The sequence below is a fragment of the Pseudomonas sp. WS 5410 genome, assembly GCF_012985645.1.
Taxonomy (GTDB): Bacteria; Pseudomonadota; Gammaproteobacteria; order Pseudomonadales; family Pseudomonadaceae; genus Aquipseudomonas; species Aquipseudomonas shahriarae.
This window is the reverse complement of sequence record NZ_JAAQWS010000014.1, coordinates 185,023-197,026: the sequence shown is the minus strand read 5'-3', so window position 1 is coordinate 197,026 and position 12,004 is coordinate 185,023. Positions and strand designations below refer to the sequence as shown.

Below are 12,004 nucleotides of genomic sequence, written 5' to 3'. Positions count from 1 at the left end.
TTCTTGACGACCATAGAGCATTGGAACCACCTGATCCCATCCCGAACTCAGTAGTGAAACGATGCATCGCCGATGGTAGTGTGGGGTTTCCCCATGTGAGAGTAGGTCATCGTCAAGATTAAATTCCAGAACCCCAATTGCGAAAGCAGTTGGGGTTTTGTTTTGGGCGGTCGAAAAGCGCTGAGGCGATTTGGCGCGCAGTCCAACTCCGCCTGTAACGCCCTTCAATGCTAAAGTCGCTCCCTCGATTTTGCTTTTCCCAAGGAAGCCGTTATGCCGGATGCAACGTCCCTCAGTGCTGGATTTATGGTCGTCCACGGCAATCGCCTGGATGAACTGCGCAGCCTGGTCGTCAGTTGGATGCGTCGTTATCCATTGGCTCCCCTGGAAAACGAAATCGCTCTGGTGCAAAGCAACGGCATCGCCCAATGGCTCAAGCTGGCCCTTGCTGAAGACCCGGAAGAGGACGATCTGGGAGGGTGCGGCATAGCCGCGGCAATCGATGTGCAACTGCCCGGCAGCTTTATGTGGCAGCTCTATCGCATGGTCCTGGGCCGCGATGAAATCCCGGCCAAATCCTTGCTGGATAAAGCCCCACTGACGTGGCGCCTGATGCGCCTGTTGCCCGAGCTGATCGACCAGCCGCACTTCGAGCCCCTGCAACGCTTCCTCACCCATGACACTGACCTGCGTAAACGCTACCAACTGGCGGAGCGCCTGGCCGACCTGTTCGACCAATATCAGGTGTACCGTGCCGACTGGCTGGAAGACTGGGCCGCTGGCCGCCACCAGTTGCGCAATGGCCGAGGCGAAGCCAAGCCCTTGAGCCCGGCCAACTGCTGGCAGGCCGAGTTATGGCGGGCGTTGCTGCTGGACGTTGGTGAGGAAGGCATGGCGCAAAGCCGTGCCGGGGTCCACCAGCGTTTTATCGAACGCATTAATAACCTGGACACCGCCCCCCAAGGCCTGCCGTCCCGCGTCATCGTGTTTGGCATTTCTTCCTTGCCCGCCCAGGCCCTTGAAGCCCTGGCCGGCCTGGCCCGTTTCAGCCAGGTGTTGCTCTGCGTGCACAACCCTTGCCGTCACCATTGGTCCGACATCGTCGCCGACAAAGACCTATTGCGAAACGAATACAAACGCCAGGCGCGCAAGACCGGGATGCCCGTCACCATCGACCCGCAAACCTTGCACCAGCACGCCCACCCCTTGCTGGCCGCCTGGGGCAAGCAAGGTCGCGACTACATCAACCTGCTGGACAGCTACGACGATCCCAACAGCTACCGGTCGGCCTTCCGTGACGGGCGCATCGACCTGTTCAGCGACAGCGAGCCGACCACCATTCTCAACCAGTTACAGGACGATATCCTCGAACTGCGCCCTCTCCCGGAAACCCGCGAGCGCTGGCCGGCCGTCGATCTTCAGCACGACACCTCGATTCGCTTCCACATCGCCCACAGCGCCCAGCGCGAAGTGGAAATCCTTCACGACCAACTGCTCCAACGCTTCAGCGCGGACCCGACGTTGCGCCCCCGCGACGTTATCGTCATGGTCCCGGACGTTGACAGCTATGCACCGCATATCCGTGCGGTGTTCGGCCAGTTGGACAAGAAAGACCCACGTTTCATCCCCTTCACCCTGACGGACCAGGGCCAACGGGGCCGCGACCCGCTGTTGATCGCCGTCGAGCACCTGCTGAAGCTCCCGGACAGCCGTTTCCCGGTCAGCGAAATCCTCGACTTGCTGGACGTTCCCGCACTGCGCGAACGCTTCGCCATCCAGGAGCGCGACCTGCCCACGCTGCACCGTTGGATAGAGGGCGCAGGCATCCGCTGGGGGCTCGATGCCGAACAGCGCGCAGGCCTGGGCCTGCCCAGTGCGCTGGAGCAGAACAGCTGGAGATTCGGCCTGCGCCGCATGCTGCTGGGCTACGCCGTCGGCAGTGGCGCAGCCTGCGCCGGCATTGAGCCCTATGACGAAATCGGCGGTCTCGACGCGGCGCTGATCGGTCCCTTGGTCGCCCTGCTTGACGCATTGCACGATGCCCACCAAGCCCTGTCACAGCCCGCGACCCCGCAAGCCTGGGGCGCACGCCTGCAAGACCTGATGCAGCGCTTCTTCCTGCCCAGCAATGAACACGATGACTATCTGCTGGGTCAGTTGGAGCAACTGCGGGAAGACTGGCTGGAGACCTGCGAGTCCGTCGGCCTGTACGACGAATTACCGCTGACTGTCGTGCGTGAGGCCTGGCTTGCCGGTCTCGACCAGGGCCGCTTGTCCCAGCGTTTTCTCGCCGGTGCCGTGAACTTCTGCACCCTGATGCCGATGCGGGCCATCCCCTTCAAGCTGGTGTGCCTGCTGGGCATGAACGACGGCGACTATCCCCGCGCGCAACCACCGCTGGATTTCGACCTGATGGGCAGCGACTACCGCCCCGGCGACCGCTCCCGGCGCGAAGACGACCGATACCTGCTGCTCGAAGCCCTGCTCTCGGCGCGCGACCAGCTCTACATCAGTTGGGTCGGCCGCAGCATCCGCGATAACAGCGAGCGCCCGGCGTCCGTGCTGATCGGCCAACTGCGCGATCACCTCGCCAGCGGCTGGCAGCATGCCCAGGAGCAACCGTTGCTGGAGGCGATGACCCAGGAACACCCATTGCAACCCTTCAGTGCGCGTTACTTCCACGAGGGCGATCCACTGTTCAGCTACGCCCGCGAATGGCAGCTGCTACACGAAGTCCAAGACCCGCCCCTCGAAACGACCGGTCTGGCACCCCACATCCAGGAAGAACCCCTGAGCCTGGGTCAGTTGCAGGACTTTTTGCGTAACCCTGTCAGGCATTTCTTCAGCCAGCGCCTCAAAGTATTTTTCGAAGCCGCCGAAGTGCCCCTGGCCGATGAAGAACCCTTCGTCCTCGACGCCTTGCAGCGCTACACCTTGAGCGACAGCCTGCTCGCCGCCGCGCTGACCGACCCGGATCATCTCGAACAAGCCCTGCAGGCCCAAGCGCAACGTCTTCAAGGCAGTGGCCTGCTGCCCATGGTCGGTTTCGGCGAATGCCTGCGCAACGAGCTGATCGAACCCTTGCCTGACTTGCTGCAACGCTACCAGCAACTCCTGGCACTCTGGCCCACGCCACACAATACGGCGGAGCCCGTCAGCTTCGCGCACCAGGGTATTCAACTCGACGGCTGGGTCAGCGGCTTGCACCGGCGCAGCGATGGCGGCTTGCTCAGCGTGACCACCATCCCCAACAGCATCGGCTCGATCAAGACCCGCAAGTGGCATCGCCTGATCCGCCCCTGGGTCAATCATCTGGTGGCCTGCGCCTGTGGCCTGCCCTTGAGCACCGGCCTGGTGGCGAGTGATGACACGCTCCTACTGGCGCCACTGGAGCAAAACCTTGCCCAGGATGTGCTTGGCAACCTGCTCCTGGCCTGGCGGGCCGGCATGAGCGAACCACTACCGATCGCGGTGAAGACCGCCTTCGCCTGGCTCGGCCAGACTGACCCGGACAAAGCCCAGGCCGCCGCCCTTAAAGCCTACGAAGGCGATGGCATCACCAGCGATGGCGAGCGCCGCGAAAGCCCGGCCCTCACCCGGCAATTCCCCGACTACGCGGCCCTGGTCGCCAGTGAAGATTTCGAAGGCTGGTGCGAAACCCTGTACCGCCCACTCATCACCGCCCCCTGGCGATCACTGACCAGAGAGGAGGCCCGCTCATGAGCACCAAACCCCTGGCCCTGGCCTTCCCCCTGCGTGGCAGCCAACTGATCGAAGCCAGCGCCGGTACCGGCAAGACCTTCACCATCTCCGCGTTATACCTGCGCCTGGTTCTGGGCCACGGTGGCGATGAGGCGGGTTTTGGCCGCGAATTGCTGCCGCCGCAAATCCTCGTGGTGACCTTCACCGATGCCGCCACCAAAGAGCTGCGTGAACGCATCCGCACCCGCCTGGCACAAGCGGCGCGTTTCTTTCGTGACGAAATCGAACAGCCCGATGCCCTGATCGCCGAGCTGCGTTATCAGTACAGCGCCGAGCAGTGGCAGGGTTGCGCCAACCGCCTCGACATCGCCGCGCAATGGATGGACGAGGCCGCCGTCTCGACCATCCACAGTTGGTGCCAGCGCATGCTGCGCGAGCACGCTTTCGACAGTGGCAGCCTGTTTACCCAGACCCTGGAAACCGACCACAGCGACTTGCTTGGCGAAGTGTTGCGCGACTACTGGCGGCTGTTCTGCTACCCGATGCACGGCGATGCCCTGAACTGGGTCCGCAGCAACTGGGGGAGGCCTGCGGCGCTGATGCCCCGAGTGCGCGCGTTGTTCGGTAGCGAGCGCCCCGGTGATGAACCCCGTGAGCCCGCCGAGCTGATCGAGGCCTGCTTGCACGAGCGCCGCGAGGCCCTGGTGGCGCTCAAGGCCCCCTGGCAGCAATGGGCCGCCGAGTTGCGCGAGATCTGCCTGCAAGCTGTCGCCGCCAAGGCTGTGGATGGTCGCAAGATGCAGGCCCGTTATTTCGAGCCCTGGTTCGAGAAAATCAGCGCCTGGGCCGCTGACGAGACCCTGGAACAACTGGACATCGGCACCGGCTTCACCCGCCTGACCCCCGAGGGTATGGCCGAAGCCTGGAAGGGCGACGCCCCCCATCACCCCGGCCTGGATGCCATGGCGGGCCTCAAAGCCAGCCTCGACGCCTTGCCCACGCCCGATGCTGCAGTGTTGCAACACGCGGCGGCCTGGGTCGGCAAACGCTTTGAAGAAGAGAAACGCCGGCGTGCCGAAATGGGTTTCGACGACATGCTCATCCGCCTCGACGCCGCCCTGCAAACCGAGGGTGGCGAACGTCTGGCCAGCGTAATCCGCGAGCAATTCCCGGTGGCCCTGATCGACGAATTCCAGGACACCGACCCGGTGCAGTACCGGATCTTCGAAAGCATCTACCGCATCGAAGACAACAGCCCGCACAGCGGCCTGTTCCTGATCGGCGACCCCAAGCAGGCGATCTATGCGTTTCGCGGCGCCGATATCTACACCTACCTGCGCGCCCGCCAGGCCACCGCCGGGCGTTTGCATACCCTGGGCACCAACTTTCGCTCCAGCCATGCGATGGTCGAGGCGGTCAACCACGTGTTCCAGCGTGCGGAATCCGGGCGTGGGGCGTTTCTGTTTCGTACGCCCGACGGCGACAACCCGGTGCCTTTCCAGCCGGTGTCGTCCCAGGGTCGCAAGGAGCAGTTGCAGGTCGATGGCCACACACTGGCAGCCCTGAATATCTGGCACCTGCCCACCGACCAGCCGATCTCCAATGTGCGGTATCGCCAGCAATTGGCCGGCGCGTGCGCCAGCCAGATTGTCGCGTTGCTCAATGGCGGTCAGCAGGGCACGGCAGGGTTTATCAAGGGGGCAGACTTCACTCCCGTGCAACCGTCGAACATCGCCATCCTTGTGCGTGACGGCAAGGAAGCCCAGGCCGTACGCGGTGAACTGGCCGCGCGCGGTGTGCGCAGCGTGTACCTGTCCGATAAGGACTCGGTATTCGCCTCCCAGGAAGCCCATGACCTGCTCGCCTGGCTCAAAGCCTGTGCCGAACCGGATGTCGAGCGCCCGCTGCGCGCGGCCCTGGCCTGCGTCACCCTCAACCTGTCGCTGCCCGAGCTGGAGCAACTGAACCAGGACGAACTGGTCTGGGAGCAGCGAGTCATGCAGTTCCGCGATTACCGCGTGATCTGGCGCACCCAGGGCGTGCTGCCGATGCTGCGGCGTCTGCTGCATGACTTCAAGTTGCCGCAAACCCTGATTGCCCGCAGCGATGGCGAACGGGTGCTGACCAACCTGCTGCACCTGTGCGAGTTGCTGCAACAGGCCGCCGCAGAGCTGGACGGCGAACAAGCGCTGATCCGCCATCTTGCGGAGCACCTGGCGCTCTCGGGCCAGGCCGGCGAAGAGCAGATCCTGCGCCTGGAAAGCGATGAGCAACTGGTCAAAGTGGTGACTATTCACAAGTCCAAGGGCCTGGAATACGACCTGGTCTTCCTGCCGTTTATCTGCTCGGCCAAGCCGGTCGACGGCAGCCGCCTGCCGCTGCATTACCACGATGCCAACGGCAAGTCCCAGGTCAGCCTGAAACCCACCGTCGAACTGATCGTCCAGGCCGATGACGAGCGCCTGGCCGAAGACCTGCGTCTGTTCTATGTGGCGCTGACCCGGGCCAAACACGCCTGTTGGCTGGGCGTGGCTGACCTCAAGCGCGGCAATAACAACAGTTCGGTGTTGCACCTGTCAGCCCTGGGTTATCTGCTGGGCGGCGGCGCGGCCCTGGGTGAGTCCGCAGCCCTGGCCCGTTGGCTGATGGATTTGCAGGACGGCTGCGCGGCGATTGCCTACGAGCAAATGCCGGAAGCTGACACCAGTACCTACCAACCTCCGCGCAATGACGCGACCTTGCTCGCGCCCCTGCTGCCCAAGCGCAAGGCCGCGGAAAACTGGTGGATCGCGTCCTACAGCGCCCTGCGCATCGGCGAAAGCATGAGCGCCGCCAGCCTGGAAGCCCCGGAAAGCCCCCAGGCACAGAAGCTGTTCGACGACGAACGCCTGGACCCGGATGCACCGCGCGAAGTCGCCGCGTCTGGCGGGGATATTCACCGTTTCCCACGGGGGCCCAACCCCGGGACCTTTCTCCACGGCCTGCTGGAGTGGGCCGGTAACGAAGGCTTCAACGTAACGGCCGAAGCCATCGAAGATGCCGTCGCCCGGCGCTGCAACCGACGTGGCTGGGAAGGCTGGATCGGCACCCTCAGCGGCTGGCTCGGGCACCTGTTGCAAGTGCCGTTGGGCCTGGGCCATGGGCAGGCATCTGTGACCCTGAGCGACCTGCAGCAGTATCAGATTGAAATGGAGTTCTGGTTCGCCAGCCACAAAGTCGATGTGCTCGCCCTCGACCAACTGGTCTGCCAATACACCCATGACGGCGTGTCGCGGGTCGCCGCCGAGCCGGTGTTGCTCAATGGTATGTTCAAGGGCTTTATCGACCTGACCTTCGAACATGACGGCCGCTACTACGTGGCTGACTACAAATCCAACTGGCTCGGCGCCGACGACGCGGCCTACACCCGTGAGGCCATGGAACAGTCGATTCTCGACCATCGCTACGACCTGCAATATGTCCTCTACCTGCTGGCCCTGCATCGCCAGCTCAAGGCGCGCCTGCCGGATTACGATTACGACCGGCATGTGGGCGGCGCGCTCTATCTATTCCTGCGCGGTAGCCAAGCCGTGAGCCAGGGCGCGTATTTCACCCGGCCGCCACGGGAGCTGATCGAACGCCTGGACCTGCTGTTCCAGGGCAAGCCGCAACCGCCCAAGGTCGAACCGGCCTGGGAACAAGGAGTCCTGCTATGAGCCTCTCGACAATGCCGCTGGAGGCACTGGCACCGCTGGATCGCGCTGACGACCTGATGCACCTGCTGGAGCGCTGGGTCGAGCGCGGCTGGCTGCGGGCGCTGGACAAGGCGTTCGTCGGCTTTCTCCACGAACTGGATCCACAGGCCGATCCCCTGGTGCTGCTGGCCGCCGCCCTGACCAGTCACCAACTGGGCCACGGCCATGTGTGCCTGGACCTGTTCGAAACCCTGAAGGCCCCGGATTTCGCTCTGTCGCTGCCCCCAGAAGGGGATCTTTCAAGTGGCGTAATGCTGCTGCCCTCGCAACTGCTCGAGGGCCTGGACGGCGCCCATTGGTGCCATGCCCTGGCCGCAAGCCCGCTGGTGGCGCTGGCCGTCGATGGCAGTGCGGCGGCGCAAAGCCGGCCATTGGTATTGTCGGGCAAGCGCCTGTATCTGCGGCGTTACTGGACCTATGAGCGACGCATCGACAGCGCCTTGCGTCAGCGTCTTGCCGTGCAGGAAGCGGTCTCGGCCGACCTGCCCCAACGCTTGAATGGCCTGTTCGACCAACCGCCCCCGGACGGCGTGGTCGATTGGCAGAAACTTGCCTGTGCCCTGGCCACGCGCGGTGCGTTCAGCATCGTCACCGGCGGCCCCGGCACCGGCAAGACCACCACGGTGGTGCGCCTGTTGGCCTTGCTGCAGGCACCCGCTGTGGAGCAGGGCACGGCCTTGCGCATCCGCCTGGCGGCGCCCACCGGCAAGGCGGCGGCACGCTTGACCGAATCCATCAGCCAGCAAGTACGCTCGCTGCAAGTGCCCGACGCTGTACGCGAAAAAATCCCCACCGAGGTCACCACCGTGCACCGCCTGCTGGGTAGCCGCCCCGGCACCCGGCATTTCCGCCATCACGCGGGCAACCTGTTGCCGCTGGATGTGCTGGTGGTGGATGAAGCCTCGATGATCGACCTGGAAATGATGGCCAACCTGCTGGATGCCTTGCCACCCCATGCGCGCCTGGTACTGCTGGGGGACAAGGACCAATTGGCCTCGGTGGAAGCCGGCGCGGTGCTCGGCGATTTGTGCCGCGATGCCGAAGCGGGTTGGTACAGCCCCGACACCCGCCAATGGCTGGAAAACGTCAGCGGCGAGACCCTGGCGGGCAGCGGCCTGCAGGAGGATCTCGAGGCCAGTCATCCGCTGGCGCAACAAGTGGTCATGCTGCGTTATTCCCGGCGTTTCGGCGAAGGCAGCGGCATCGGCCAACTGGCACGCTGGGTCAACCAGCAAAACCCCGAGCAGGCTCGCCAACTGCTGGACGCCGGCAGCCACGACCTGTTTTGCCTGCACCTCAAAGGCGAGCATGACCGCGCCCTGGAGCGCCTGGTACTGGACGGGCAGGGCAGCGATGCCCAGGGCTATCGCTACTACCTGAACCTGTTGCGCACCACGCGCCCGGCAGCCGAGACACCCCGCGACGACTTGCGCTGGACCGACTGGGCGCGCCAGTTGTTGCAAGCCTTCGATGCCTTCCAGTTGCTGTGCGCGGTACGCAAGGGCCCCTGGGGCGTGGAAGGCCTCAACCAGCGGATCACCGCGGCGCTGCTCAAGGCCCGGCTGATCGACAGCGACCAGCAATGGTACGAAGGCCGCCCGGTACTGATGACCCGCAACGACTACGGCCTGGGCTTGATGAACGGTGACATTGGTATCGCCTTGAAGCTGCCCGAAAGCGACGGTGGGCCGCAGGTGCTGCGCGTGGCCTTCCCGCGTAACGATGGCCAGGGCGGGGTGCGCTTTGTGCTGCCCAGCCGCCTCAATGATGTGGAAACCGTCTATGCCATGACCGTGCACAAGTCCCAGGGCTCGGAGTTTGCCCACACGGCCTTGATCTTGCCGGATGCACTGAACCCGGTACTGACCAAGGAGCTGATCTACACCGGCATCACCCGCGCCAAGGATCGCTTCAGCTTGATCGAGACCCGTGGCGGGGTTTTCGAAGAGGCGGTGCGGCGCAAGGTAAAACGGTTGAGCGGGCTGATGTTGGAGTTGGGTGCGTGAGAATGTGGGAAAAACCTGACCGATATGTCGGGTTTTTCGTGATGAATGGCAGAATCTACCTAGAGCCCGTCTCGATGGGGTTTCCGCCAATATGCTATCGTTGCGGCATTATCCCGAGAAGATCATAGAGAATCGCTGCATGAACGTGGCTGTCTCGCCCGCAGAGCGTAGTTGGAGCTGGAGACGATTGCTGCTATCGGCCGTTTTGTGTCTCGTCACGCCTCTGGCTTTTGCCCAGGCGCCCACAGCCAGTGCAGCCGACCAGCGGGCCCAGGCCGTCACCCAGGTGATACTGGGGATTCTCAGCTACGCCCGCTGGCCGGTGGAGCCCGCGCAACTGCGGTTGTGCATCGTTGGCCCGACCCAATACACCGACGACCTGGTCAAGGGCACCACCCAGGCCACCGGCCGGCCGGTGGTGGTCCAGCGCTTGCTGGCGGACAACCCCAATATCGTCAATGCGTGCGACGCGCTGTACATCGGCAAGCTCACTCCTGACGAGCGTGGCCGCCTGTTCACAGCGTTGACTGGCCATCCGGTGCTGAGCATCAGCGAAGGCGGCGATCAATGCACTGTGGGCAGCCTGTTTTGCCTGCGGGTCAGTGATGAGCAAGTCTCGTTCGAGGTCAACCTCGACTCTGTCGCCCGCAGCGGTGTGCGCATCCACCCCAGCGTCCTGCAGTTATCCCGTCGTCGGGCGCCGGAGCCATGAAACTGCGTAACGCCAAAACCCGCCCTACATTACGTTCGGTCCTTGGTCGCGGGCACCTGAGTGTGGCGCTGGTGGCCGTAGCCATGGCCAGCGTCTCCCTGACCCTGCTGGGGGTGCTGGCCCTGCGGGTGTATGCCGACCACAACCTGCACCTGATCGCCCGTTCGATCAACTACACCGTGGAAGCCGCAGTGGTGTTCAAGGACCGCGTGGCGGCCACCGAAGCCCTGGCGCTGATTGCCTCCACTGAAGAAGTCGCTGAAGCCAGGGTGCTGGACCTCAACGGCAGCACCCTGGCCCATTGGGTGCGTCCGGAAACGGGGGTGCTGTCCAGGATCGAGCTGGAGTTGGCCCACACACTGCTGGAAGAGCCCATCCGCCAGCCGATCCTGCATCAAGGCCAGAAAATTGGCACCGTCGAGTTGAGTGGCCACGGCGGTAGCCTGTTGCGCTTTTTGCTCAGTGGCCTGGCGGGGATCATCATCTGTACTGCCATCAGTGGCTGGGTAGCGATTTACCTGGCGCGGCGCATGTTGCGCGGCATCACCGGCCCGCTGCACAGCCTGGCCGACGTGGCCCACGCCGCGCGCAGCGAGCGGGCCTTCGACCGCCGTGTGCCACCGGCGCAGATCGCCGAGCTCGACAGCCTGGGCAACGACTTCAATGCCCTGCTCGACGAGTTGGAAGCCTGGCAAACCCACCTGCAAAGCGAAAACGAAACCCTTGCCCACCAGGCCAGCCATGACAGCCTGACCGGGCTGCCCAACCGCGCCTTCTTTGAGGGCCGCCTGATTCGCGCCTTGCGCAGCGCGGCCAAGCTCAACGAGCGAGTGGCGGTGCTGTTCCTCGACAGTGACCGCTTCAAAGACATCAACGACAATTTCGGGCATGCCGCCGGTGACGCCGTACTGGTTGCGGTAGCCGCGCGCGTGCGGGCGCAACTGCGCGAGAGCGACCTGGTGGCCCGCCTGGGCGGTGACGAGTTCGCCATCCTGCTCTCGCCCCTGCACAAGCTCGAAGATGCCCAGCGCATCGCCGACAAAATCATCGCCAGCATGGACCAGCCCATCCCGCTGCCGGGCAACACCGAAGTGTTGACCTCACTCAGTATCGGTATCGCGGTATATCCCGATCATGGTGCCACTCCCGGCGCCTTGCTCAATGCCGCCGATGTGGCGATGTATCAGGCCAAACGCCTTTCCCAGGGCGGCCAGCACACGGCGGAGTCGGAGCACTCGGCCGCCAATGTTCAACACAGGAGTTGATCCCTTGTTTGCTAACACACGCGTTCTGTTTATCACCTTGTTTATTGCGCTACTGGCCCTGAGTGGCTGCCAGACTCCCCCCCCCAAAGGCCTGACCCCGGTGCAAGTGGCGGTGCTCAAACAACAAGGCTTCGAACTGACCGACGAAGGCTGGGCGTTTGGCCTGTCGGGCAAAGTGCTGTTTGGCAGCGACGTCGAAAAACTCAACACGCCCAGCACCGAGATCGTCGAACGCATCGGCAAGGCCCTCACCGGCGTGGGCATCGAACGCGTGCGCGTAGACGGCCACACCGATGCCTCGGGCAAGGAAGCCTACAACCAGCAACTGTCCCTGCGCCGGGCGAAAAGCGTGGGCAAGGTCTTGGTGGGCGTGGGTATGAAGGAAGAAAACGTACAACTGCGCGGCCTGGGCAGCAGCGAGCCGGTGGCCTCCAACAGCACCTCCGCGGGCCGTACCGAAAACCGCCGGGTGTCGATTGTAGTGATCGCCGACTGAGCCGACAGGCCGGTCTGAATTTCAAACACGCTCAACTGTGGGAGCGGGCAAGCCCGCTCCCACACTTATCAGTGCCGAGCCAACGTTCT

6 protein-coding genes and 1 rRNA gene are annotated in these 12,004 nt (G+C 63.8%); all 7 read left to right on the top strand.

Annotation, left to right across the window (positions count from 1 at the left end):
* The first annotated feature begins 2 nt into the window (after nt 1-2).
* Nucleotides 3-118 (top strand): 5S ribosomal RNA (gene rrf, locus HBO24_RS20420).
* 155 nt (nt 119-273) lie between these two features.
* Nucleotides 274-3,723, top strand: coding sequence for an exodeoxyribonuclease V subunit gamma (recC, locus tag HBO24_RS20415; protein ID WP_170060190.1), 3,450 nt, complete (start codon nt 274-276; stop codon nt 3,721-3,723).
* Nucleotides 3,720-7,397, top strand: a complete 3,678-nt coding sequence (gene recB, locus HBO24_RS20410; protein WP_170060189.1) for an exodeoxyribonuclease V subunit beta — start codon at nt 3,720-3,722, stop codon at nt 7,395-7,397. Before recC ends, recB begins: the two co-directional genes overlap by 4 nt.
* Complete coding sequence (gene recD / locus HBO24_RS20405) at nt 7,394-9,442, top strand: exodeoxyribonuclease V subunit alpha (protein WP_170060188.1); 2,049 nt, start codon at nt 7,394-7,396, stop codon at nt 9,440-9,442. The genes recB and recD overlap by 4 nt, the downstream gene beginning before the upstream one ends.
* 139 nt (nt 9,443-9,581) lie before the next feature.
* Complete coding sequence (locus tag HBO24_RS20400) at nt 9,582-10,154, top strand: YfiR family protein (RefSeq protein WP_057439327.1); 573 nt, start codon at nt 9,582-9,584, stop codon at nt 10,152-10,154.
* Nucleotides 10,151-11,419 carry a diguanylate cyclase gene (locus HBO24_RS20395; protein ID WP_057439326.1) on the top strand — a complete coding sequence of 423 codons (1,269 nt, stop codon included), beginning with the start codon at nt 10,151-10,153 and terminating at the stop codon, nt 11,417-11,419. Before HBO24_RS20400 ends, HBO24_RS20395 begins: the two co-directional genes overlap by 4 nt.
* Nucleotides 11,420-11,423: 4 nt before the next feature.
* Complete coding sequence (locus HBO24_RS20390) at nt 11,424-11,915, top strand: OmpA family protein (protein WP_169960997.1); 492 nt, start codon at nt 11,424-11,426, stop codon at nt 11,913-11,915.
* Nucleotides 11,916-12,004 lie beyond the last annotated feature (89 nt).

Bases quoted from the DNA above. Each gene is read 5' to 3' on its own strand.
- recC (WP_170060190.1), top strand. From the start codon at position 274: ATGCCGGATGCAACGTCCCTCAGTGCTGGATTTATGGTCGTCCACGGC.
- recB (WP_170060189.1), top strand. From the start codon at position 3,720: ATGAGCACCAAACCCCTGGCCCTGGCCTTCCCCCTGCGTGGCAGCCAA.
- recD (WP_170060188.1), top strand. From the start codon at position 7,394: ATGAGCCTCTCGACAATGCCGCTGGAGGCACTGGCACCGCTGGATCGC.
- HBO24_RS20400 (WP_057439327.1), top strand. From the start codon at position 9,582: ATGAACGTGGCTGTCTCGCCCGCAGAGCGTAGTTGGAGCTGGAGACGA.
- HBO24_RS20395 (WP_057439326.1), top strand. From the start codon at position 10,151: ATGAAACTGCGTAACGCCAAAACCCGCCCTACATTACGTTCGGTCCTT.